Below are 23,556 nucleotides of genomic sequence, written 5' to 3'. Positions count from 1 at the left end.
AATCAGTTACCCTCGAACGTGGGTTTCTCTTTGTTGACGAAAGCGTTGTAGGCGCGTTCGAAATCGGCGGTCTGCATGCAAATGGCCTGTGCCTGGGCTTCCGCCTCGATGGCCTGGTCGATGCTCATGTTCCACTCCTGGTGCAACATGGTCTTGGTAATACCGTGGGCAAAGGTAGGGCCCTGCAACAGTTTATGAGCCATGGCCTGGGTTTCTTCCAGCACGGTCTCCGATGAGCAGAGGCGGTTATAAAAACCCCAGCGCTCGCCTTCTTCCGCGCTCATGGTGCGACCGGTATAGAGCAGATCCGAGGCGCGGCCCTGGCCGATAATACGCGGCAGCATGGCGCAGGCGCCCATATCGCAACCGGCAAGGCCCACGCGCGTAAACAGAAACGCGGCTTTGGCCTTCTCGGTGCCGTAACGCAGGTCACTGGCCATGGCGATGATCGCGCCTGCGCCAACGCAAATACCATCGATGGCGGACAAAATTGGCTGCGGGCAGTTGCGCATGGCTTTAACCAGATCACCGGTCATGCGGGTAAAGTCCAGCAGGCCGCGCATATCCATGCGGGTGAGGGGGCCAATAATGTCGTGTACATCGCCGCCGGAGCAGAAGTTGCCCGCCGCACCGGTCATCACCACCGCTTTCACATCGTCCACATACACCAGGTCGCGGAAGGTATCGCGCAGCTCCGCATAGGACTCAAAGGTCAGAGGGTTCTTGCGGTCGGGGATGTTCAGGGTGATGGTGGCTACGCCCTGATCAAAGCTCCAGAGAAAATGTTCCGGGCTGTAGGTGGTGGGGTCAAAACGGTTCCTGTCTCGCATGTGACGGGCTCCTCTCGTTTAATCGTTAGTCGTTGGCTATCTGCGCAATTGCTGTCTATGAGTATGGTTAGAGATGCTGACATTGTAGAGAGTAAATCCATTACTGGCAAATATTTTACGTGTAATATAAAATTGATTGTCAATTGCCGCCGAGAAATTGGGATAATAGAACTATGTCATTGAAAAATAAGCATATTGTGGTTACCGGAGCAGGACGTGGCATCGGAGCGGCGATTGTGGATGCCTTGTCGGCAGAAGGCGCCAAGATCAGTTTGATGGGGCGATCCCTGGAATCCCTGCAAGCCAAAGCGGCTGAGTTGGCAGAGGCACAAGCGATTTCAGTGGATGTGACCGACAGCGGTGCTATTGCCCATGCCTTCGAACAAGCCCGGGAGGGCTTCGGCCCCATCGACATACTGGTCAACAACGCCGGTCAGGCGCACACGGCGCCGGCCCACAAAATGGATGATGATCTCTGGCGCCGGATGATGGCGGTGAATCTCGACAGTGTCTTTTACTGCAGCCGCGAGGCTTTAAAGGACATGCAGCCCCGCAACAGCGGCAAGATAATTAATATTGCCAGTACTGCGGCGCTCAAGGGTTACGGCTATGTCTCCGCCTATGTGGCGGCCAAACACGGCACTTTGGGTTTGACCCGTTCCATGGCCCTGGAGAATGCGGCTAAGGGCATTACCATTAATGCCGTCTGCCCCGGGTATACCGAGACTGATATCGTCAAGGATTCCATTGCCACCATCATGGAGAAAACCGGTCGTACGGAAGAGGAGGCGAGAGCCGAGCTGACGGCCAGCAACCCTCAAGGGCGACTGGTACAACCTGAAGAAGTGGCCAATGCGGTGTTGTGGTTGTGCCAGCCCGGCTCGGAATCGGTGACCGGGCAGGCGATTGCGGTTGCGGGTGGAGAAGTAATGTAAGGTCTCGAATGACTCTGCAGAACTCAGCTTACCAGAGCCAACGCCTGGTCGAGTATCAGAGTCTTCATGGCCTCCAGATCCGAGTGCTCCAGGCTCGACGTAACCATCAAACCCTCAAACATGGCGGTGATCAGTTCGCTTCGCAAGGTGATCTCCTGGGGCGTCAGCGCAGGATTCAGCTCTTTGATTCTGCTACATAGCTGGCGCTTCTGTGGAGTATAGAACTGCGCCAACAACTCACCCGTGTAATTGTCTGCGACACCCAATAACGGCCAGAATTGAATAAAAAAGTGCCGGGTTTCCGGAGCACTGACATCCGCCAGGTTAAATTCAATCACCGCCTTAAAGCGCCCCAAAGGAGAATCCTCGACGCTGAGCAGATGCCGTTCATAGCGTCGGTCGTATTCGTCCCCCACATATTCCATTAGCGCCCGGATCAGGGCTTCCTTGCGAGGATAGTAGTATTGCAGGTTGGCCAGCCGGACCTCTGCCTTTTGGGCGACATTACGCAAGGAGAAATCATCGGCGCCATCGGTTTTAAGCAATTGGTAGGCGGCTTCGACAATTTTGACGGCGGTAGCCTTGCCATCGGTACGTTGGGCGGTGCCTGCGCGGGTGCGCTTGGGGGTGTTGGATTTTGTCATTCGGTGATTATAGCGAATAAGAGCTAGTTTGGTTAGATGACAAAAGTCTTGACCGGCAATATTCCTGCCGAGTATAGTTTGGTCAGTCGTATGACAAATTTAAGAAGTTTCAAGATCCCAGAGGCTGTCCTGGAAACAGGCCGGGAGACCCTCAAAAAAGATTCGGAGCGGGAGGCAAGCTGCCATGCAACGTCGTCAATTTATCAAACACACCTTGGGGGGCCTCTCTGTTGCCGCCGCCGGATCATCCCTGGCCGGTGGGTCGGCAGGCGAGAGAAAACACGCTGACAGTAACGGCACAGACCTTTACGACACTGTGGTGATTGGCGGGGGTTTCGCCGGAGTCACCGCCGCTCGCGATGCCAGCCAGATGGGCCTGCGCACACTGCTGTTGGAAGCTCGCCCGCGTCTTGGTGGCCGCACCTTTACCACCCGCTTTGGTGGGCATGATATTGATGCCGGTGGCACTTGGTTGGGTTGGGGCCAGCCTCATGTGTGGTCGGAGTGCATGCGTTACGGTATGGAGATCGACATGAGCGCTTCCACCGGTGCCGAGCAATTCGTTTGGTACCACGGCCGCGAGCGGATGGAAGGTAATGGTGCAGAGTACGGCAGGCTTTCCACTGAAGCGTTCGAAAAGTTTTTTGCACCGGCCAGGGAGATGTTTCCTCACCCCTATGAGCCCCTGTTGCAGTCGCAAAGTCGCCAATTCCAGCAACTGGATCAAATGTCCGCGGCGGAGGCGATCGAAAAATTGGACCTGAGCGACGTTCAGAAAACCCTGGCTCGCAGTCTTGCCGCTATTAACGGACATGCCCCCGCCACTGAGAGCAGCTACCTCGACCACTTGCGCTGGATTGCCCTCGGCGGTTTTGATCAGGCATTTATGTGGTCCAACTTGGGTTATTACCGCTTAAAAGGCGGTACCCGAGCATTGTTGGAAAAAATGCAAGGCGACAGCAGGGCGGAGTTACGTTTGGGTACGGTGGTTCGAAGTGTGTCCCAGCAGGCTGGTGGCGTCAGCATTGTAACGGGGCGCGGTGAACACATTCGCGCTCGAACGGTGATTTTTGCACTGCCTCTCAATGTCCTTTCCCAGATTCAATTCGAACCGACCATTTCACACGTCAAGCTCGACGCCAGCCAGCAAGGTCACACAGGTTCTGGCAGTAAAGTTTACATGCGTATTAAAGGTAAGCATCCGGTGATTTTTGCACAGGGTCGTGAGGATATGGCGTTTAACTTTTACTGGACGGAGTACGACGATGGCGATAGCCAGATCACTGTTGGTTTTAACGCATCGCCCGATTATCTGGACGTTAACGATGACGAGGAAATCCAGAAAGCGGTGCATCTTTTCCAGCCTGGAGTGGAACTGCTGGAGTCCTTTAGCTATGACTGGAATCTTGATCCCTTCTCCAAAGGCACCTGGTGTATGTATCCGCCCGGGATGTTGACCGGGGCACTGCAGGAGCTTCAGCGCCCAGAGGGTAACCTCTACTTCGCCGGCGCGGATATCGCCAATGGTTGGCGTGGTTTTATTGACGGCGCCATCGAAACCGGAGCCAGGGCAGCCCGCCTGGTCGGTGAAAGGTTGATCCCGGAAGAACTGGCCGGAGTCTCCTCGCCTAGCGCAAAGTCGGCATAAACCGATCACTGATCTTTAACTCCGAAAGATTCTGAAAACGACACCAGAGAGGAATGTCATTATGAAACTGTCTACCAAACCTGCGACCACAATCAAGTCTGTCATCGCCGTTGCAGCTCTGGCAATCTCCACAACCGCCATATCCGCTGAACGCCTGAACGTGAAGTTATCCGGCGCCTTTCACGCCGTTACGGAAAGTCTGATCAGTACCGGTGAACGTCAAAGTGCATTTGTTTACAGCGTCAAAGGGGCAACAACGCTAACGACAAATAGCGGCAAACAATGGAAGTTCTCCATAGATTGTCTTGGCTTCGATGAGGTGGGTGGCCACGCTGGTACCAGCGGGGTCGGGCGATGCAGTTGGGCCGACTCTGATAACGACAGATTGATGATCGAATTGGTGACCGAGGGCGAGTCAAATCGCTATCGCGTAACAGGTGGTACCGGAAAATGGCAGGGTGTTTCCGGTTCATTTAAAAGTAACTTTGAGTACCTGCCAGCACCGTCGGAAGATGTTTTCCTGGGGACGGACGAAGGCAAGGGGTTCCTGAACTTGCCGTCTTCCGTGAGTATGCGTTGAGGTTGGTGCCATGAGAATATGGGTTCGAACCGTCATACAAGCACTCATTTTTGTGTTGATTCCTGTGTGCGCCCTAGCCGGCGCGAAATCTTCAGGCGAATGCGATCAGAAACTGGGTAAAAAGATATTTGGCAAATGTGCGGCTTGCCATACCTTTGACAACAGCGGCTCACACGCTGCGGGGCCCAACTTACTGGGTGTGGTTGGCCGTGGCATTGGCAAGATTGAAGGTTTTCCATTCTCTCCGGCGCTAAGTGAGCAGGGCACTCATTGGTCAGAAGCGGCGCTGGACAAATTCCTTGCCAATCCCATGAAGAACTTTCCTGGCACCACCATGGCGTTTGCGGGGATTCGCAAGGAGCACCAGCGGCAGGCGGTGATTTGTTACCTGAAAGGAACATCCCGATAGCTATATTCCCACCCTCACCGCGACGCCACCGCGCCGCGGATCGCCGGCACCATTAAATCTCTCTGCCATCTGCACCACTGTATGCACGCCGCCAAAAAACAAACTCCGTTCGGGCCATAACCGGTGTTGTGGGTAGGCTTGCAGCAAGCTGGCGGGAACTTCACCGTTGACCTGTTCGATATTCAGCAATTCGTTCTCGACGTGAATGCGAGCGCTATCGACAGCCTGCTCAGGTGACATACCAAAATCCACCAGGTTGCTGATGACTTGTAAAATAGCCGTACGCAACCGATTGGAACCTCCGGAGCCGAGTGCGATCCGCTGGTTATCGGTTTCAATCAGGCTTGGGGCCATCATGGATGTCATTCTCTGATTGGGTTGCCAACGGTGAAAACCTCCCGGGTTTAAATCCTCTTCGCCCAACACGTTATTGAGCATAATGCCGGTGCCCGGCAGGATATGCCCGCAACCCTCTCCGTTGCTGACAGTCATCGCTGCACTATTACCGTATTGATCCATAACGGTGAGGTGGGTCGTCCCTCGCAGACACTGGCTGCGTTGGTGGATCTGCTGTCGATACTGCTCGAGCAGAACAGGATCGAGAAGTTGCTTCAAATGATGGTCATGGGAGATGGGGCTGTCGTCGTCATCCAGATGGGCATCGATTCTGGCTTTATTGGTCAGTGCCATAATATCGGCGAGCAGCCCCAAGTGTTCAGGGCTATGCCAACCCAATGAGGCCAGGTTTTCAGTCTCCAACAACGATAAGGCAAAGGCGATCAGAGTACCGCCGGAAGAGGGCGGGGGATTGGTGTACAACCGAGCTTTACGATATTGACGAGTGAGCGGTTGGCGGCGGATGACCTCATAATGTTTGAGATCTTCCAGCGTTAAGTGGCCGCCCTGGTGCTGGCAATGTTCAGCCAGCCGTTGAGCAATGTCACCTTCGTAAAACAGATCTTCTTTCTCTTCGCCGAGAGCCACTAATGTGTCGGCCATGGCCGTCTGGATCAGTGTTTCACCTTCCCGAATCAGCGTCTTGCCATCAGATGTATAGATACTTCTCGCTTCTTCAGTGGCGGTGAAAATGGGAGCGATAATATCAAATATGTACGATTGAAAATGATTAAAGACAACGCCTTCGCGAGCCAGCCGAGCTGCCGGTTGCACCAGACGTCGCATGGGCAGTTTGCACAAGTCCCCATGGATGGCAAACATGCCCCGTATGGCTCCTGGTGTTGCCATGGAGCCCAGGCCGATATGAAATTCCTGCTGGGCGGTGCCAAAGTCCGCCAACATGGCATAGAACTCGATATCGGATTCAGGTTTCTTGTGGCGCGGCGTCTGGTTAAAAAAATCGTAGGCGATGGGATCGCGATCCAGTGGATGTGCCAACAGGTAGCCGCCACCACCGAGCGAGGCAAGCACGGGCTCCGCGACGCAAGCGGCAAAATGGGCGGCAACGATAGCGTCAAAGGCGTTGCCGCCGTCGAGCAGAATTTCCTCCGCAGCGGAGGCGGTGGCGGGGTGACCACAGGCGATCATTCCCTGACAAGATGTTGAAGACACGCCAATCCACCTAAAGCAGTCATTAAAAAGCTGCTTTAAGTGTAGCCGCTTTACTCCATATTAGCTTTTACGGCGCGATTAAGGTTTACCAGCAGATCAAGAAGTTCCTGCCCGTGGCCAATATCCAGGCTACCCAGCAATGATTTGGCCCAATCCGCGTGGGCCACGGCCATTTCAGCAAATAAAGAGCGACCTTTGTCCGTCAAACCCACCTGGATGATGCGTCGGTCTTCCGGGCTGGGGCGTCGATCGATCAAGCCTTCTGAGATCATACGGTCCACCAGACGGGTGATGTTGCCTTTGGAAGCAATCAATTGTCCGGCCAGTTTGCCCATGGGCAACCAATCCGGATCGCAACGATCGAGCTGAGACAGTACATCGAAGCGAGATAAGCTCTGCTTGAAGTTCTTCTGAAAGCGGGTCTCCATCTCCTGCTCCATCACCTTGGAGCTGCGTGCCAGTTGCAGCCAGAGCTTCAAGTACAGGGTATCGGAGTCGTCTTTATGCAGACTTTTCAGGCTTTGCATCAGGAGGTTGGGTCCGGTGATTCAATTGAAATAAGGGTCAATGGCCAGCATTGTAGCGCAATCTTGGCACCAATAGACAAAAAGTAATAAAGACGAATTTTCTTAGAGTCTTAAGTTATTTAACCGGGCATCTATATTCCATATAAATATATTACACGTAATATAAAAATGTGTAAGATAATCCCATCAAGTTAATCAATCCGGGGTGGTTACCAGCAGCCCGGAAATACAGATAAAAGACAGTAGAGGACGTGCGACATGAAAATTACCGTTATTGGTGGTGGCCCAGGCGGCCTGTATTTCTCTATCCTGACCAAGAAGGCTCGTCCAGACTGGGATATCGAGGTGTATGAGCAAAATCGCCCGGATGACACCTTTGGTTTTGGTGTGGTGTTCTCCGACGAAACCCTGGAAGAATTCCTGTCCCGCGACCAGCCTTCTTACGAGCGCATCCGTGATGACTTTGCCTACTGGGATGACATTGTGATTCGCCGCAAGGGCGAGGAAATACGCTGTGAGGGTAACGGCTTTTGCGGTACCTCGCGCGTCAGTCTGCTGAACCTGATGCATGAACGTTGCCGTGAGCTGGATATCAAGCTGAATTTCGAGACCATCATTGATGTGAATAATCTGGAAACCCAATTCGCGGATTCCGATATTATTCTGGCCTCTGATGGTATCAACTCCTCCATCCGCGAGCACTACAAAGAGCACTTTGCGCCGACCACGGTGATGAAGTCCAACCGTTTTGTGTGGATGGGTTCTGAGCGTCCGCTGAAAGACTTTACCTACTTCTTTAAAGAAACCGAGCATGGTCTGATCTGTGCCCACACCTATCAGTATGAGCCCGGCCGCTCTACCTGGATCTTTGAGATGTCCGACGAGTGCTGGCAGGGCCACGGCTTTGAGGTGACCAACGAAGAGGATTCGCGCGCGAAGCTGGAAGCGATTTTCGCCGAAGAACTGGAAGGTTACCCACTGATTTTGAACCGTTCCCACTGGCGGCAGTTCCCGCGCATCTTCTGCGAAAACTGGTACCACAAGAATATTGTGATTTTGGGCGATGCCAAAGCCTCTGCACATTATTCTATTGGCTCCGGTACCAAGTTGGCGATGGAATGTGCCATTGGTTTACACGATGCCGTGATTGAATGCGCCGAAGAAAGTGTGGAAAAAGCGTTCCAGCGTTACGATGAATTGCGTCGCGTTCCTGCTCAAATCGTACAGCACAACGCCGACGTTTCCCTGGCCTGGTTCGAACATTTCGACCGATCCTGGGATATGGATCCCATGCAGTTCGCCATGGTGGTAATGTGTCGCGCCAAGTCCGTGACCTACGATAATTTGATCTTGCGTGATCCCAAATTTGTGGAGAAAGCCGATACCGAATGGTACCAGCGCTACTTTGAAGAGACAGGCTATGACTACCGCGAGTCTCGCCCCACGCCGATGTTTACCAAATTTAAGCTGCGCGATATGGAGCTGCGCAACCGCGTGGTGATGTCGCCAATGGCTCAGTACAGCGCGGACGAAAATGGTGATCTGACGGATTGGCACCTGGTGCACTACGCCGGCCATGCTAAAGGCGGTATGGGCCTGGTTTACACGGAAATGACCTGTCCATCTCCCGATGCACGCATTACCCTCGGCTGCCCAGGTATGTGGACGGATGAGCAGGAGGCACAATGGAAGCGTATTGTGGACTTTGTTCACTCCAGCACCGACACCAAGATCTGTATGCAGTTGGGTCACTCCGGCCGCAAGGGCTCTACCCAGTTGGGTTGGGAAAAAATGGATATGCCCATCGAGGATGACAGCAAAAACTGGCCGATCACCTCGGCATCGCCTATTCCCTACTTCGATGGCATTTCTCAGGTGCCGGCGGAACTGGACCAGGCAGGTATGGACCGCATCATCAATGACTTCCGCAGCGCTGCCCAGCGGGCTGACCGTGCGGGCTTTGATATGCTCGAACTGCACTGTGCCCACGGTTACCTGTTGGCCTCGTTCCTGTCGCCATTGACCAACGTGCGCACTGACGAATATGGCGGCAGCGTGGAAAACCGACTGCGTTTTCCGTTGATGGTATTCAATGCGATGCGTGACGTCTGGCCTGAGCAAAAGCCCATGTCTGTACGTATTTCTGCCTGCGACTGGAAAGAGGGGGGTATCAGTGAAGAAGATACTTTTGCAATTTCCGAAGCTTTCCGCGACGCCGGTTGCGACCTGATCGATGTATCCGCCGGCCAGACCGTTGCCGACCAGAAACCCGTTTATGGCCGTATGTTCCAGGTACAGTTTTCCGAAGCGATTCGCAATGTGCCCAAGATTGCCACCATGACCGTGGGTAACATCACTGATGCCGGTCAGGTGAATACCATCCTCCACACTCGCCGTGCCGACTTGGTTGCCATTGCCCGTCCGCATCTGTGGAATCCGTACTTTACCCGTCAGGCAGCGGCCAGCTACGGTATTGAAGTGGACCAGGGGTGGGAGAAACAGTATATCTCCGGCCAGCAGCAGGCTTACAGTGTGCTTGGCAAAGCGCGTGACCAGCTGCTGGAAACCCAGAAAAAGGCCAAGCCCAAACGCCACTATAAAGATCAGGCGTAAGTACAAATTTCAGAAACAGTCTGTTGGCGGCTCCTGCCGCCCTTTGCACCCTCCCGGCCTTGTGTCGGGATTTTTTTATGCAGAACGCACCTACCCTACGAAAATATTGACGTGGTGTCGTTCCAGGCTGGAGGAAACTGATAGGATCTGACAGTCCACTGAGTGCCATTAGATATAGGTGTTTTTCCCAGGTCTTTTCTTTGCTGACAGGACGCAAGGGGCTGATGATTCTGTGCCACAACGGGCGGCTGGGTATCCGTTGGAGGGGCACGCTACCGGCCCTCCAGGCTTCCCTCCGTCCCCAATGAGCCAAGCAAAAAACGCTTGTCTCCTTGACTCCTTCGGCGTTCGCTTGAAATGCCCCTCCAACGAACACCCAGCCACCCTTTAGACCTAGGTAGGCCGACTTTTTCGCACTAATTTTTAATAGTAAGTGATCGAGATCAAATGAGGTTGATTCCCTTCCTTTCAAACCTTGAACTCCTACCAGTTCCTCGTTAAATTGCCCCCATGAACGCCTCCATCAACAATCACCCCGACTCAGCAATCTCCTGGTATACCCAGGACATCCTGCTCACCTACGATTTCCCTCGCGCCTGATTACGCCCTGTAATCAAACCCAAAACATTTTTAAACGCAGCCGTTCAGCGCCTTAAAAACTGCGCCAATGAACCCCTGCGCGCGAGGAAAAACCCATGCGTCGTATTCCTGAACCCTTCCGTATCAAGATGGTAGAGCCTATCCGTATGACCAGCGGCGAAGACCGCAAACTGGCCCTGGAGCAAGCCGGTTACAATCCTTTCCTGCTGAAAAGCGAAGACGTCTATATCGATCTGCTGACCGACAGCGGTACAGGCGCCATGAGCGACCGCCAGTGGGCCGCCATGATGGTTGGCGACGAAGCCTATGCCGGCAGTGACAGCTTTTATAAGCTGGACAATGCCGTTAAAGATATTTTTGATTATGCTCATACACTACCGGTACATCAGGGTCGCGGGGCGGAACAGATTTTGTTCCCCAGCCTGGTGAGGAAAGTGACCGAAGGGAGAAACGACAATCCGCAGCCTGTCTTTATCTCCAACTACCATTTCGACACTACTGCAGCGCACGTCGAGCTCAATGGAGCCAAGGCAATCAACGTTGTCACGCAACGGGCTTTTGATACCACCAGCCACTATGACTGGAAGGGTGATTTTGATTTGGACCTGTTGCAACAAACCATTACCGAATATGGTGCTGACAAGGTCGCAGCTATTATTACCACCGTCACCTGTAACAGCGCCGGTGGCCAACCGGTTTCCATGGCCAATATGCGGGCGGTTTATCGGCTCGCCAAGCGATACGGCATTCCAGTGGTGATCGACTCCGCCCGCTTCTGCGAAAATGCGTTTTTTATCAAGCGGAGGGAAGACGGTTACGCGGATAAGACCATCGCCGAAATCGTAAAGGAAATGTACCAGTACGGCGATATGCTCACGATGTCCGCGAAAAAAGATCCTCTTGTCAATATTGGCGGGCTCTGTTGCATCCGCGACGATGAGGAGCTGTTCCAGGAAGTGCAAACCCGCTGTGTGCCCATGGAGGGTTTTGTTACTTACGGCGGTATGGCCGGTCGAGATATGGAGGCACTGGCTGTGGGGCTGTATGAAGGCATGAATGAAGATTACCTGCACTATCGCACCGCACAGGTGGCCTACCTGGGTGAGCGCCTTGAAAAAGGTGGCATCCCGATTCAAACGCCAACGGGTGGCCACGCAGTATTTGTCGATGCCAAGATTCTGCTGCCTCATATTCCCGCGGAACAATTTCCAGCCCATGCCCTGGCCAACGAGCTATATCTGGAGGGAGGCGTACGCGGCGTGGAAATTGGCTCGCTACTACTCGGCCGCGAGCCAGCGACAGGGGCGCAAAAGCCATCAAACATGGAGCTGCTGCGCTTGACCATTCCACGACGCGTATACACCAACGACCACATGGATTACATTGCCGACTGTCTGATTGAGGTTAAGAAGCGAGCAGAGTCGATTCGTGGTCTGGCGTTTACCTATGAGCCCCCGGTTCTCAGGCACTTTACCGCCCGTTTGAAACCGGTGTGATTTGCTATTCGTCCTGGATCAGACAGGTTTAGGGCATTCTTCTGCCCGCACCCACTTTCGGGGTTTTGCTCTGGATAGTAGTGAGCAGGTCGTGATATAACCCAGTTTCCAATTGCAGGGTTGCAGGATTGACGTATGAAAACCATCGGCCTCATGGGTGGTATGAGCTGGGAAAGCTCCCTGGGTTACTATCGCGCGATCAATGAAGGGGTCAAGACCCGTCTGGGTGGTCTGCACTCGGCTAAGATCGCGATGTACAGTGTGGACTTTGACCCTATTGAACAGCTGCAACACCAGGGCGACTGGGAGGGTGCCGCCGAAATACTCGCCGATGCGGCCAAGCGTATTGAGGCGGCCGGTGCGGACTTTCTCCTGATTTGTACCAATACCATGCACAAGGTGGCTGAGCATGTGGAGTCGGCTATTCAAATTCCGCTGCTTCATATTGCCGACGCCACCGCCGAGGTGCTCGTTAATGAGGGTGTTAAGTCGGTCGGTCTTCTGGGAACCGCCTTTACCATGGAGCAGGATTTCTACAAAGGCAGGCTGACAGGGAATTTTGGTCTTGATGTCCTGGTTCCCAACAGGGCAGACCGGGAAGTTGTTCACAAGGTTATTTACCAAGAGCTTTGTCTGGGCAAAATTGAATCGGCATCGAAGGGAGAATACCTGCGAATTATCGATGCATTATCCGATGATGGGGCAGAAGCTGTGATTCTGGGCTGTACCGAAATCGGCATGCTGGTTTCCCAGGCTGATACGGATATCCGGTTGCTGGACACGACCGCGATTCACGCCCAAAAAGCCGTTGAATGGGCGTTGCGATAGGTATCCTATGCCTTTTACGCCAATTCATATGGGGCCCGGAATCCTGATCAAGGGCCTGTTGCAGGGCAGTTTTAGCTTGATGGTATTCGGCTGGACCCAAATCGTCATGGATATTCAGCCGTTGCTGGTGATGATTACAGGCGAAGGGCATTTGCACGGCTTCTCACATACCTATGTAGGTGCCACGTTACTGGCAGTTGTGGCAGCGCTTACGGGCAAATACCTGTCGCAGCTGGGGCTTTGGATATTGGAAATCACGCCTTCCATTCATGTTCCTATCGCCTGGCCGGTAGTATTTCTCAGTGCGTTTATAGGCAGTTTTAGCCACGTCTTCCTCGATAGCATCATGCACTCAGATGTGCAGCCTTTTTATCCAATTACACTGAACAATGATTTTCTTGGTCTGGTCTCCATATCGATGTTACACAAATTGTGTTTGTATTCCGGTTTGGTCGGAGCGGCAGTCTATTATTTTATTCAGTGGCGAAGTTCTCGGGCAAGTTAGGCAGTGATTAGTGCTGCGATGCCTTGGGCTGTATCACCCAATTCACAATGCGTTCCACGAACTTTTCACTACGGTCCCATTCGTCACCGGAGAATACTTCAATGCCGCTGGCAAACGGCAGCTGGTTTTGGGTGTCGAAGCCCGATTCCAACTGGATGATACGCCATAGCGGTTCCCAGGCGCCACAAAACTCCAGCTTTGTTTGTAGCGTTTTTTGCGCAGCTTGGGGCAATTGTTGAAACTTTTGCCGTAACTTTTCCAGACACCACACTCTGTAGCGGGAGGTGATCAGGTTGTTGTAAGTGACCCCCTGAATCGTCACACCATAACGTCGCTCGTCCCGCTGAAAGGCTTCTGCATTGGCACAAAGTAATTCCAGATGCGTCTCCGCGATTTCACGCAGCAGTGGCGTCAGGTCCTCCGGTACCTCCTGCACAAATCCCGCATCCAATTTCCCGGACTTGGCGTTCCACATACGCGCCAGCCATTGGTAAACAGATGGCGCCTGCTCACGCATAATGGCCGCAGGATTTGGGTCAATACCAAAGTGCCGGAAGAAGGGGCCAAACAGGCCGATATCCGCCAGGCTGGGGCGCTCACCCAGGAGGAAAGGACGGTTACTGAAGATTGTTTCCAGTATATCCAACAAGCGCAGGTAGCCAGACTCCACGTGTTCCCAGGTCGCTTTGGTCACCCCATCATTGACGACAAAGTTCTTGTGCTGCCGCCGAGCCATCGCTTTTCGCATTAACCAAAGGGGGACGGGCAGGTCTCCGCACATATCCTCACACAATTGAGTGCTGACCAGATCCCGGCCCTGTTTGTAGCTCCAGCGATAGTGCATGGCGGCGCGCCACAGCCATTCGTCCGCATAGTCTTCGATCAGAAAGCACAGGAAAGCTTGGGTCGGGTCATTCGGAATAACAGGGGTCGAAGGCAGTTCTTTTTCATACCACTGAATAATCGGAGTGGTATCGGTCATCCATCGACCATCGGGCAGTTCCAATGCCGGCATCTGCGAGGCTCCGGTTTTGCGCGGAATCAAATCCCCAAACATTTTGTAGTCCATCGTTACAAATTCAAAGGGGATACCTTTAAATCGCAGGTAGGCTTCCAGTTTGCCAGTAAAATAAGACTGTTTTACGCCGTATAACTTAACGGCTTGTGGATTCGACATGATATGACTCCTGCGATTAATTCAGTTCGAAGTAGGCATCGACGCCGGGCAGAATAGCTGCCGCGATGGACGGCTTCAGAGGCAGATCCTTTATGTTCTGACGCAACAGGTTGGTTGCGCTGACAAACAGATCTCGAAACCGATGTTCAATGTCCGCTTGGCTGATCTCGCCCAAGAGAGCACCAATAAACAGGCCTTTCAGTTGAGCGACATGGGAATTGGCATCGACACTTTCATAGAGCTGGCGTGTCAATTTGAAGCGGACCGTTCGAGAGCTGTTTGCGGCCAGCTGGTAAAGCAGTCCCTGCAACTCCAGGCTGACCACCTCAAAAATGGCGACATCCAGCTCTGCCAATTCAGCGCTGCCGGCATCGTCGCTGGCAGCTTTTTGCAGTTGGCTGAGCAGTGTACTGACCCGCAGGCGCGCATCGTCGGACAATGATGGCAACACCTGTTGCAAAATTCGCGGCGTGATGCTGACAAACAAATCAAAGGTGCTGTTCAGCAGCTCCTGGCCCAACTCCAATTCCTCAATCTGGAAGAGATTGTCGAGTAGATCGAGACCCGCTACCTGATGATAGTTATTTACCGTCATGCCCGATCCCTGAACGGGGCTGATCAAACCCATTCGAACCAGGATTCTTAGCGCAGAGCGCAGAGAGGTCTGGTCCACATTAAGTTGTTCGGCCAGAACCCGATAGGGAGGTAACTTGCTGCCAGGACGAATCCTTTCACAGGCAATATTGGCCACAAAGAAATCGGCAATTCGGTCGGGCAGTGCTGAACTTGTTTTCATAACTTATTGATCTTGTGAGCTTTTTCTTCGTTTGGAGACGGTATTTTCCTGGATGACTGGGGTACAACATAGCATTATTAATTGAGATTCTCAATTGTATAAATGAGTATCTCAATTACTGCGCAAGGATATTTTCAATCAAACCCGGGGTATGGCACGATGGGGCAATACCAAACCATCATCAGGAGAGATAGATTGCTGATAAGGAAAATTCCCACCTTCACAATGCTGGTTTGGCTGCTGTTCGCGACCCTGCCGGCTCAGGCATCCTGCGTAATATTGCTGCATGGCCTGGCGAGATCGGATCAATCCATGGCGGTATTGGAAACCCGACTTGGCGAGAGTGGCTATCGCGCCGTGAATCTGGGCTACCCCTCTCGAGAGCACGCGATTGACGTCCTCGCCGAAAAAGCGATTTCACCCGCGCTGGAAGCCTGTCGCGAAGAAGCGGAAGTCAATTTCGTTACCCACTCACTGGGCGGTATTCTGGTTCGCCAGTATCTGGCCAGCAACACCATTCCCAATCTTAATCGTGTGGTCATGCTCGGCCCTCCCAATCGGGGCAGTGAGGTCGTCGATAAGTTGGGCTCTGTTCCCGGATTTCATTTTATGAATGGAGATGCCGGACTGCAGTTGGGTACCGGTGAGTTAAGTATTCCCAATCGTCTGGGGCCAGCCAACTTTGATGTGGGAATTATTGCCGGCAATAAAAGCGTGAACCTGATTCTGTCGACATTGATCCCTGGCGATGATGACGGCAAGGTGTCGATCGAACGAACCAAACTCGACGGCATGAATGATCATATCGAAATGTCGACCACGCATACGTTTATGATGAGAAACCAATCGGTAATCGAGCAAGTCATCTATTATCTGGAAAATGGCCGCTTTAAGCGCGTTGAAAACTGATGACGGACTTATGTTACGTGGCCAAGTCGGGTTCTTCGCAGCGCTCCAGGATAGCCTGACGGGCGGCGTCGCGCAGAGCCAGTGCCGCGGACCAGCCTTCACCGGCAGGAGCGATCGGCGGAGCAATGACCACGCGAACAGGACCTCGGCGCCCCATCCAGGTTTCTGCGCGCAGTTTTGCACGGGTACCGACAATAGTGATGGGCACCACGGGCACACCGGCATCGGCGGCGGCCTGGAAAGCCCCCATGCGAAAGCTCAGCAGGCCGGTTTCCCGGCGAAAAGTCCCTTCGGGAAACACCATTAGCGGTTCGCCTTTACGGCAGAGATCAACAAGGTGCGCAGCGTCCGAGACACTCTTTTCGCGGTCAAAGCGTTCCACGAACTCCACGCCCAAACGGGCGAGAAAGTGCCCGATCAACGGTACTTTGTTGAGTTCCGCTTTTGCGGCAAATCGACATTGAAGAGGCAGGGTGGCTATTAACACCAAACCATCGAGGTAGCTGCTGTGGTTAGCGACCAATACCGCTTTTTCACTTTTATCAGGCAGGTTTTTCAAGCCCTGGACCGAAAGCGGCGTTGCGGTGACTAGAGCGAGCAGCTTCCCGGTTTGAGCCAATAACCTCCAGCGCATTGATCGACGGGGTAGCAACAGCACAATCGGGCAGATCAACAAGGCGGTCAGTAGCGCCAGCAGTAACCCATAAAAAGCAAAACACCAGTCACCGATCAGGCGGCCGGCTTTTCTCAAAGCGGGAAGCGCGCCGCGACCCATCAGACGAATGCTTTGCCAGACAACGGAGCGTGAGGTTGTCCCTCTGTTTCCCTGCTCATAGATTTCCCGGCAGGCGGCCCGGCGGATTTTGCCACTGGAGGTTTTGGGCACGGTGTGCGGCGGTGCCAGCACCACTTCATCCGGTGGCATTCCCAGGAGGTCAAACGTCGCCTCAGAGATAGTCTGTCGCAGTTCAAGAGTTGCTTCTGAATCCTGACGACGGGTTTCCGCCATCACCACCAGTCGCTCGGTGCCGGTATGTGGGTCAGGGCTGCCAAACACGGCGATACAACCCTTACGCACTCCGGGAATAGCGCCGACGATTTCTTCCAATGTGTGGGGGTAAATATTACGGCCGCCACGAATAATCATATCTTTATTACGGCCGGTGATATAAAGCTCGCCCCCGGCCATATAGGCCTGGTCGCCGGTGTTTAACCAGTTGCCGTGAAACAGGGATTTTGTTGCCGTCGGGTTGCGATAATAACCGCTGGTTGCCGATGGTCCCCGAAATTCCAATGTACCCGTGGTTCGTTCGGGGACTTCCTGTCCGTTGCCATCCACCACGCGCATCTCATGGTTTGGCAGAGGGCGTCCCAGGGCGATGACTTCCATTGCTTCCGCGTCAGGATCATCGACGGGAACGGCCAAACCCTTCTGTTCAATCTGATTGCGATCAATACGATCAATAACCGGTGTGCGGCCGAGGGGCGGGAACCCCAACCCTACAGAACATTCCGCCAGACCATAGACCGGAGCCATGGCTTCGGGGCGAAACCCATAGGGCGCAAAGCGTTTTTCAAATCGTTGCAGAGTTGATGGACTGACGGGTTCCGCACCGTTGAGTGTCAGGCGCCAACTGCTTAGATCCAAACCTTGCAGCGCTTCATCGTTCAGTCGCAAACAAAGCTCGTAAGCAAAGTTCGGGGCGGCGGAGACCGTTCCCCGATAGCGGTGAATAGCCCATAGCCAATGGGCCGGATTACTTAAAAAGTGCAGTGGTGACATCACCACCAGCGGAATGGCGTGATAAAAGCTGCACATCCAGGCACCAATCAACCCCATGTCATGGTAGAGCGGCAACCAGCTGACAAATACATCATCGGAGCTCGCCTGTAGGGCGCCACAGATGCCGCGAATATTGGTGAGCAGGTTAGTGTGATTAAGAATCACGCCTTTCGGCTGGCCGGTGCTGCCGGAAGTGTACTGAAGAAAAGCAGTGTCCCGGGCTCGGGCGTTGCCGACGTTGATGCTCTGGTCCTGTGACTCCAGCTCTTCGACATTTATGACCACCCGCAAGCTGTCGACCAGAGACCGGAGCAGGCGGGATACCACCTTGCCCTGCTCAAGGGTAATCAAGGCTCTGGCTTGACAGTTATTGAGTATCCCCGCGTGACGTGTCAGGTGATCTTCCAATTGACTGGGCCGAGCCGGGGGATATATGGGCACAGGAATCGCCCGCGCCAGCAGAATACCCATAAAGCTGTAAAAGTACTCCAGGCTGGTGGGCAGCATAATGGCCACACATTGCCCCGGCTCTATGCCGCGCTGAATCAGGTTGGCGGCGATGGCGGCACTGCCGTTATGGAGTTGCTGATAGCTTAAAGGGGTTACCTGGTCGGCGTTTTCGTAAAAGTAGAGATGAGTTCTTTGCGGATTATGTTCCAGGTGCCAATGCAGTACCTCTTGCAGGGTGCTTGCCTTGTCTGGGAGTGTGCCCACATGCACCGCCACAATTTCTTCCACCGCCTTGGTGACAGTCGCGCCGCCACGCTCCTTAGAGCGCAGCATCTCCCTCAGCAGGTCGCGGGGCGTTTCCGCCCTGCCAATGGTTTGTTCAGGCAGATGGATATTAAATGTCTGCTCAATGCGTTGCAGTAACTCAACCAGCGTAAGGCTGTCGAAGCCCAGTTCCCGATCCAGCAGGCTATCGAGCGTTGCGGCCTCTGCTTTGCGGTTGGAAACTGCGGAAGACTGGGAGCGAATCTCGTCACTGAGCTGCCGAATCAGCGCCATTAATTCGCTGGCAGCGGTTTCAGCATCAAGACACGGCTCAGGCATTTTCCAGAACCTCGGCCCTCGGTTCGATAACCGCTTGCTTGCCTCGCTGCTCCCTGACCGTGAGCAGCACACCGAGCCCGGCAATAAAAAATACCAGGGTGGAAAGCAGCGCCAGGCGGTGATTGCCCGCGGCCAGATAGTTAATAGTGCCGTAACTGAGCGGGCCGATAATTGCGGCCAACTTCATGGCTAAGCCCCAAAGCCCGAAAAATTCGGCGGTTCTATCGGGTGGGGTAAACTGGCCCACCAGGGCGCGCCCAGCTGCCTGGGCGGCGCCCATGGCCAAGCCAATCAAGTTGCCGGTTAACCACATATGCTCAACGGTATTGGCGTTGTAGGCGACGGCCACTGCGATAATCCAGATCAACAGAGTGATAGCCAGCGTGAGAACGGAGCCAATCTTGTCTTGCAGCACACCGAAGGATACGGCTCCCAGGGCGGCCGTAACATTCACTACCAGCACCAAAATGATTACCTGTTGCTGCGACATGCCGATAACTTCGGTGGCATAGATGGCAGCCAGCACAATCACCGTCATAATGCCGCATTGAAATAGGGTCAGGCTGATTAAAAAGCGAAACAGATCTTTAAATCGAACAGTTTCCCGCAGGGTGCGATCGACTCTTCGCCAACCATCCACCACCAGAGTCAAGAGCGAGGACGATTGCGATGGGCTCGGTAGGGCCCGTTCACGCAACCATATAAATGTCGGTGCGGCAGACAGGGCAAATATCACCGCTACGATTAACAGGGTAACCGGCACAAAGTCTGTGGCTCCGTGACCCTGTGATTCGGCCCAGGCGATATACGCCAGGCAGGCGCCAAGCGAGACAATACCGCCAAAATAACCCAGCCCCCAGGCAAACCCGGAGATTCGCCCCATCTGCTCACTGCTGCTGATTTCCGGCAAAAAAGCCGAGATCAAATTTTCACCGCTGGCAAACATCACCGACGAGATCACCACCAGCGTCATGGCCAGTGCGATATCCCCGGGGCCCACCAGTGATAACAATGCCGTGCCGCCGACACAGCCGACGGTGGTAAACAGCAGCAAGCGCTTTTTGATCGCACGGTGGTCGGCAATGGCACCCAGTACCGGTGCGCTGATCAAGACAATTCCATTGGCAATACCCAAGGCCAGAGTCCATAGAAAGGTGGCCCGCCCCTCGTCGGGTAGACTGGCCGCCACGACGCCCACAAAGTAGACGTTAAAAATGGTGGTAAATACCACGGTGGTGTAGCCCGAGTTGGCAAAGTCGTACATGGCCCAGGCAAACAACTCCCGACGTTCTGCATAAGGGGCAGTGGAGTTTGGGCCTGCTGAGGTGGTTTTGACCGTCATGTGTTGATTAGTCTCAAACGGTGATTATTGTGTTGAGTATAGACAGCGGCAGACATCGTCTAATATTTGCCATCATAAATGTTATGTTATAACATCTACAGCAATTATCATTGACGAATATAAAGCCCTACCGATCTCCCCTAGGCGTCAACAGGCCCTAGGCGCGAAGCAAAAAAACATGAAATTGATACTTCAGCTGACACTGGCCCTTTGGGCAAGAGGATACGCATAGCATGAACAGAACCGCACTTTTTCTGGGCCTGATGGCCGCATCGGGCCTGGCGCAAGCCATGTCAGGCCTGGTTACCGATGTTCGTGGCAAGCCTGTTAAAGGCGCCAAAATCGAAATCGTCGGAACACAGTCCAGCACCCGTACGGATGCCAAAGGCAACTTTCAGCTGGATGCGGATGCCTCGGGCGAAGAAATTCACATCACCGCCCCGGGCTACAACCACACCACCGTGCAGCTGGAAAAACAGGGCGTGGAATCCGTGCGTGTGGTACTGCGCCGCTCCGCTATCGAGCAGGTCGACGTGACGGCCACGCCGTTGCACACTTCTATCATGGAATCGGCAGTACCCGTGAATGTGGTGGCCGGAGAAGAGCTGCGTCGCAAGCAAGCGGCCACGCTTGGTGAGACCCTGAAAAATGAAGTGGGCGTGCACTCCAGCTATTTTGGACCGGTAGCCAGTACCCCCATTATCCGTGGCCTCAATGGTCCCAGGGTGTTGATCACGCAGAATTCGCTGGATGTCAGCGATGCTTCCCGGGTCGGTCCGGATCATGTGGTTGCCACCGAAACTGCCGTGGCGGAGCAGATCGAAATTCTGCGTGGCCCGGCCACCTTGTTCTTTGGCTCCGGCGCCATCGGCGGCGTGGTCAATGTGGTGGACAATCGCGTCCCCACCTCCAGTGAATCCAAAGGTGCGTTTACGGTGGGGCACAATACCGTTGCCGACGAGGATGAAGCCTCCTTTGCCTTTACCGGTGGTAATGAAGATTTTGCTTTCCACGTCGATGGATTCTGGCGCGATGGCAGTGACTACGAAATTCCCGGTGTCGCCGAGCTTGAAAGCGAGCACCATCACGAAGAAGACCACGACGACGATCACGAAGAGCACGGCGAAGAGCAGCGCAGCGGCGTATTGGAGAATAGTGCCTCAGAGAGTAAGGGCTTTAACATTGGCGGCAGTTGGTTGCTGGACAACGGTTATGTCGGCATTTCCTATGGTCGTCTCGAAAGGATCAATGGGATTCCCGGTCACAGCCATGCTCATGAAGACGAGCACGAACATGAAGAAGATCACGAAGATGAGCATGAAGGCGAAGAGCACGGCGAGGAAGCCGTTATGTCGGATCTTGAGCAGGACCGCTGGCAGCTGATCAGCGAACTGTCACTGGACGGCGACTGGCTCAGCGGCATTAACCTGCGCATGGGTTACACCGATTACGAACACGCTGAAATCGAGAACGGCGAAACCGGCACTGTGTTCAAAAATGAGACCGCGCAGGTGCGTATGGACCTGATGTTGAAGGAGTGGGCCGGTTGGCACGGCGCGATCTCGCTGGAAGCCAAGACCACCGATTTTGAAGCTGTTGGTGAAGAGGCGTTTACACCGCCGAGCAAAACTGACAGCTACGCCATCGCATTTATGCAGGAAAAGCATATTGACGACTTCCTGTGGCAGCTGGGGGCGCGGGCTGAACGGGTCTCTATTGAAGCCGACCCCATTCCCTGGGAAGACCTGCACGAAGAGGAACACGATGAGCATGATCACGAGGAAGACGGCGATCACTCTGAAGAGGAGTTGCTGAACTTTGACTCCGTCGATTTCACCCCCTTCAGCCTCTCGGCCGGCGTTGTCTGGTCCTACGCCGAAGACTACAACGTGGGCCTGTCTTTGACCCACGCCCAGCGCGCTCCCAGTGCGGCGGAGCTGTTTTCCTACGGTCCTCACATAGGCACGGGTACCTATGAGGTGGGTGCGGTATTTGAGTTACATGGCGGTGACGAGCCTCACTTCGACTACAGCAACGATGTGGATGAAGAAACCTCCACTAATGTCGACCTGACTTTCCGCAAGCACTCCGGCGATGTGGGCTGGGTGGTGAATCTGTTCTACAACCAGGTGGATAACTTCTACTACGAGCGCGATACCGGCCTCAGCAGTGACGTGTTTACCGAGCATGATCATGATGAAGATCATGATGAAGATCATGATGAAGATCATGATGAAGATCATGATGAAGATCATGGCGAAGAGCACAGCGAAGGCGAAACACCAGTGTTCGTCTTCGAGCAGGCCGACGCGACTCTCTATGGTCTGGAAGCGCAGTTGGCCTGGCAGATCAACTCACCGCTGAAACTGTCTGTGTGGGGTGACACGATTCGAGGCGAGCTTGACGACGGCGGCGATCTGCCTCGTATCCCGCCGGCCAGAGTTGGCAGTGAGCTGCGTTTTGAGCAGGGCGGCTGGCAGAGCGAGATCGGCTTTACCCACTACTTCGAGCAAGACAAGGTGGCTGAAGAGGAAACCAGCACGGACTCCTACACCCTGGTGGACGCCCAGGTTTCCTACACCTTTAGTAATGGCGATGACACCGATATCACGCTCTATCTGAAGGGTACCAATCTGACCGACGAAGAGGCCCGTGTGCATTCCTCCTTCCTGAAGGATCGCGCACCTCTGCCTGGCCGTGGTTTCAGTGTCGGGTTGCGCGGAAGCTTTTAATCGTGAAACCTTCATATACGACCAGCATCGACAAGGCCGCTATTGGCCTGTCCCTGCTTTGTGCCGCCCATTGCCTGTTGCTGCCCGTCGCGATGGTGATGCTGCCGGCGCTGGCGAGCACCATATTTGGGGAGGAGCGTTTTCACTTTTACCTGCTCATCGCCGTGATACCCGCGAGCCTGTTTGCACTGACCATGGGGTGCCGACAACACCGCAACACCACGGTATTGAAGGTTGGTCTGCCCGGTATTGCGGTTCTGGTGCTGGTGTCGCTGTTTGGTCATGACCTCCTGGGGGAGCAGGGCGAAAAGCTCGGCACCGTATTCGGGACGGCCCTGGTAGCCCTGGGGCATGTTTTCAACTACCGCTTGTGCAACCAGAAACCCTGCTCCTGTGACTAATCTGGGATGATCAACGATTACTTTGTATCCCTGGAAGATTGCCAGCAGGGGCACCAACAGCCTCTGCACCGGGTACTCGACAATCTGAGCTATAACGAGCAGGGAAACGTGTTTCTATTTGCGGGTGGATAACGCCAGCGAACAGGTGGTGTTAGAATGCTCGCGACCATCATTCAGTC

General features: G+C 54.0%; 19 protein-coding genes and 1 pseudogene. 12 read left to right on the top strand and 8 right to left on the bottom strand.

Features of this window, described 5'->3' with window-relative positions; all coding sequences use genetic code 11:
* Window positions 1-2 precede the first annotated feature (2 nt).
* A complete protein-coding gene (locus tag HBA55_RS12555) occupies window positions 3-830 on the bottom strand; it encodes an enoyl-CoA hydratase family protein (RefSeq protein ID WP_166991425.1) in 828 nt (275 codons plus the stop codon).
* A gap of 173 nt (window positions 831-1,003) precedes the next feature.
* On the opposite strand from HBA55_RS12555, the gene HBA55_RS12550 reads away from it, so the two are divergent.
* On the top strand, window positions 1,004-1,765 hold the full coding sequence (locus HBA55_RS12550; RefSeq protein ID WP_166991423.1) for an SDR family NAD(P)-dependent oxidoreductase: 762 nt from the start codon (window positions 1,004-1,006) through the stop codon (window positions 1,763-1,765).
* A 23-nt stretch (window positions 1,766-1,788) separates the two neighbouring features.
* On the opposite strand, the gene HBA55_RS12545 is transcribed toward HBA55_RS12550, so the two are convergent.
* A complete protein-coding gene (locus HBA55_RS12545) occupies window positions 1,789-2,409 on the bottom strand; it encodes a TetR/AcrR family transcriptional regulator (protein ID WP_166991420.1) in 621 nt (206 codons plus the stop codon).
* A gap of 184 nt (window positions 2,410-2,593) precedes the next feature.
* On the opposite strand from HBA55_RS12545, the gene HBA55_RS12540 reads away from it, so the two are divergent.
* The 3 genes from HBA55_RS12540 to HBA55_RS12530 all read left to right on the top strand — a co-directional run bounded on the left by HBA55_RS12540 (window position 2,594) and on the right by HBA55_RS12530 (window position 5,046).
* On the top strand, window positions 2,594-4,057 hold the full coding sequence (locus tag HBA55_RS12540; RefSeq protein ID WP_166991417.1) for a flavin monoamine oxidase family protein: 1,464 nt from the start codon (window positions 2,594-2,596) through the stop codon (window positions 4,055-4,057).
* Window positions 4,058-4,118: 61 nt separating this feature from the next.
* Window positions 4,119-4,637: a hypothetical protein gene (locus tag HBA55_RS12535; protein WP_166991414.1), complete on the top strand. Its 519-nt coding sequence runs from the start codon at window positions 4,119-4,121 to the stop codon at window positions 4,635-4,637.
* Between the two features lie 10 nt (window positions 4,638-4,647).
* Window positions 4,648-5,046: a c-type cytochrome gene (locus HBA55_RS12530; protein WP_166991412.1), complete on the top strand. Its 399-nt coding sequence runs from the start codon at window positions 4,648-4,650 to the stop codon at window positions 5,044-5,046.
* Here the strand turns inward: HBA55_RS12530 and ggt are convergent, their stop codons facing one another.
* Window positions 5,047-6,615, bottom strand: a complete 1,569-nt coding sequence (gene ggt / locus HBA55_RS12525) for a gamma-glutamyltransferase (protein WP_206019773.1) — start codon at window positions 6,613-6,615, stop codon at window positions 5,047-5,049. It lies immediately after the preceding gene.
* 50 nt (window positions 6,616-6,665) lie between these two features.
* The gene (locus HBA55_RS12520) at window positions 6,666-7,142 is read right to left on the bottom strand and encodes a MarR family winged helix-turn-helix transcriptional regulator (RefSeq protein WP_166991409.1); all 477 of its coding nucleotides are present in this window, start codon (window positions 7,140-7,142) and stop codon (window positions 6,666-6,668) included.
* Window positions 7,143-7,400: 258 nt separating this feature from the next.
* Between HBA55_RS12520 and HBA55_RS12515 the strand changes: the two are divergent.
* The 4 genes and pseudogenes from HBA55_RS12515 to HBA55_RS12500 all read left to right on the top strand — a co-directional run.
* Window positions 7,401-9,542: pseudogene (locus tag HBA55_RS12515) on the top strand (oxidoreductase); the annotation flags it as partial.
* 908 nt (window positions 9,543-10,450) lie between these two features.
* Window positions 10,451-11,851, top strand: a complete 1,401-nt coding sequence (locus tag HBA55_RS12510; RefSeq protein ID WP_166991403.1) for a tryptophanase — start codon at window positions 10,451-10,453, stop codon at window positions 11,849-11,851.
* A gap of 135 nt (window positions 11,852-11,986) precedes the next feature.
* Window positions 11,987-12,679: an aspartate/glutamate racemase family protein gene (locus HBA55_RS12505; RefSeq protein WP_166991400.1), complete on the top strand. Its 693-nt coding sequence runs from the start codon at window positions 11,987-11,989 to the stop codon at window positions 12,677-12,679.
* Between the two features lie 7 nt (window positions 12,680-12,686).
* A complete protein-coding gene (locus HBA55_RS12500; RefSeq protein ID WP_166991397.1) occupies window positions 12,687-13,184 on the top strand; it encodes a metal-dependent hydrolase in 498 nt (165 codons plus the stop codon).
* 7 nt (window positions 13,185-13,191) lie between these two features.
* Here the strand turns inward: HBA55_RS12500 and HBA55_RS12495 are convergent, their stop codons facing one another.
* The gene (locus tag HBA55_RS12495; protein ID WP_166991394.1) at window positions 13,192-14,361 is read right to left on the bottom strand and encodes a glutathione S-transferase family protein; all 1,170 of its coding nucleotides are present in this window, start codon (window positions 14,359-14,361) and stop codon (window positions 13,192-13,194) included.
* Window positions 14,362-14,377: 16 nt separating this feature from the next.
* Entirely contained in the window at window positions 14,378-15,157 is a 780-nt protein-coding gene (locus HBA55_RS12490; RefSeq protein WP_166991391.1) for a GntR family transcriptional regulator, read from the bottom strand.
* Window positions 15,158-15,352: 195 nt separating this feature from the next.
* Between HBA55_RS12490 and HBA55_RS12485 the strand changes: the two genes are divergently transcribed.
* Window positions 15,353-16,066 (top strand): esterase/lipase family protein, encoded by a 714-nt coding sequence (locus tag HBA55_RS12485; RefSeq protein WP_240946053.1) that lies wholly within the window; start codon window positions 15,353-15,355, stop codon window positions 16,064-16,066.
* A 13-nt stretch (window positions 16,067-16,079) separates the two neighbouring features.
* On the opposite strand, the gene HBA55_RS12480 is transcribed toward HBA55_RS12485, so the two are convergent.
* Both HBA55_RS12480 and HBA55_RS12475 read right to left on the bottom strand, forming a co-directional pair.
* Window positions 16,080-18,902, bottom strand: coding sequence for an AMP-binding protein (locus HBA55_RS12480; protein WP_166991388.1), 2,823 nt, complete (start codon window positions 18,900-18,902; stop codon window positions 16,080-16,082).
* Complete coding sequence (locus HBA55_RS12475) at window positions 18,895-20,244, bottom strand: MFS transporter (RefSeq protein WP_166991385.1); 1,350 nt, start codon at window positions 20,242-20,244, stop codon at window positions 18,895-18,897. Before HBA55_RS12475 ends, HBA55_RS12480 begins: the two co-directional genes overlap by 8 nt.
* A gap of 233 nt (window positions 20,245-20,477) precedes the next feature.
* Between HBA55_RS12475 and HBA55_RS12470 the strand changes: the two genes are divergently transcribed.
* Genes HBA55_RS12470 through HBA55_RS37815 form a run of 3 tightly spaced genes read left to right on the top strand, consistent with a single transcriptional unit; the run spans window position 20,478 to window position 23,509 of the window.
* Complete coding sequence (locus HBA55_RS12470; RefSeq protein WP_166991383.1) at window positions 20,478-22,976, top strand: TonB-dependent receptor; 2,499 nt, start codon at window positions 20,478-20,480, stop codon at window positions 22,974-22,976.
* Between the two features lie 2 nt (window positions 22,977-22,978).
* Window positions 22,979-23,377: a MerC domain-containing protein gene (locus HBA55_RS12465; protein WP_338109406.1), complete on the top strand. Its 399-nt coding sequence runs from the start codon at window positions 22,979-22,981 to the stop codon at window positions 23,375-23,377.
* A 6-nt stretch (window positions 23,378-23,383) separates the two neighbouring features.
* A complete protein-coding gene (locus HBA55_RS37815) occupies window positions 23,384-23,509 on the top strand; it encodes a hypothetical protein (protein ID WP_277345584.1) in 126 nt (41 codons plus the stop codon).
* Window positions 23,510-23,556 lie beyond the last annotated feature (47 nt).

This window comes from Pseudomaricurvus alkylphenolicus (genome assembly GCF_011683955.1).
Lineage (GTDB): Bacteria > Pseudomonadota > Gammaproteobacteria > Pseudomonadales > Cellvibrionaceae > Pseudomaricurvus > Pseudomaricurvus alkylphenolicus.
The sequence above is the reverse complement of the archived record's forward strand: the minus strand, read 5'-3'. Positions and strand labels throughout refer to the sequence as shown.

What these genes read in the sequence shown, in the direction of transcription:
- HBA55_RS12535 (WP_166991414.1), top strand. Translation starts at nt 4,119, where the DNA reads ATGAAACTGTCTACCAAACCTGCGACCACAATCAAGTCTGTCATCGCC.
- HBA55_RS12495 (WP_166991394.1), bottom strand. Translation starts at nt 14,361, where the DNA reads ATGTCGAATCCACAAGCCGTTAAGTTATACGGCGTAAAACAGTCTTAT.
- HBA55_RS12500 (WP_166991397.1), top strand. Translation starts at nt 12,687, where the DNA reads ATGCCTTTTACGCCAATTCATATGGGGCCCGGAATCCTGATCAAGGGC.
- HBA55_RS12470 (WP_166991383.1), top strand. Translation starts at nt 20,478, where the DNA reads ATGAACAGAACCGCACTTTTTCTGGGCCTGATGGCCGCATCGGGCCTG.
- HBA55_RS12475 (WP_166991385.1), bottom strand. Translation starts at nt 20,244, where the DNA reads ATGACGGTCAAAACCACCTCAGCAGGCCCAAACTCCACTGCCCCTTAT.
- HBA55_RS37815 (WP_277345584.1), top strand. Translation starts at nt 23,384, where the DNA reads ATGATCAACGATTACTTTGTATCCCTGGAAGATTGCCAGCAGGGGCAC.
- HBA55_RS12490 (WP_166991391.1), bottom strand. Translation starts at nt 15,157, where the DNA reads ATGAAAACAAGTTCAGCACTGCCCGACCGAATTGCCGATTTCTTTGTG.
- HBA55_RS12555 (WP_166991425.1), bottom strand. Translation starts at nt 830, where the DNA reads ATGCGAGACAGGAACCGTTTTGACCCCACCACCTACAGCCCGGAACAT.
- HBA55_RS12550 (WP_166991423.1), top strand. Translation starts at nt 1,004, where the DNA reads ATGTCATTGAAAAATAAGCATATTGTGGTTACCGGAGCAGGACGTGGC.
- HBA55_RS12545 (WP_166991420.1), bottom strand. Translation starts at nt 2,409, where the DNA reads ATGACAAAATCCAACACCCCCAAGCGCACCCGCGCAGGCACCGCCCAA.
- HBA55_RS12530 (WP_166991412.1), top strand. Translation starts at nt 4,648, where the DNA reads ATGAGAATATGGGTTCGAACCGTCATACAAGCACTCATTTTTGTGTTG.
- HBA55_RS12505 (WP_166991400.1), top strand. Translation starts at nt 11,987, where the DNA reads ATGAAAACCATCGGCCTCATGGGTGGTATGAGCTGGGAAAGCTCCCTG.
- HBA55_RS12510 (WP_166991403.1), top strand. Translation starts at nt 10,451, where the DNA reads ATGCGTCGTATTCCTGAACCCTTCCGTATCAAGATGGTAGAGCCTATC.
- HBA55_RS12540 (WP_166991417.1), top strand. Translation starts at nt 2,594, where the DNA reads ATGCAACGTCGTCAATTTATCAAACACACCTTGGGGGGCCTCTCTGTT.
- HBA55_RS12480 (WP_166991388.1), bottom strand. Translation starts at nt 18,902, where the DNA reads ATGCCTGAGCCGTGTCTTGATGCTGAAACCGCTGCCAGCGAATTAATG.
- HBA55_RS12520 (WP_166991409.1), bottom strand. Translation starts at nt 7,142, where the DNA reads ATGCAAAGCCTGAAAAGTCTGCATAAAGACGACTCCGATACCCTGTAC.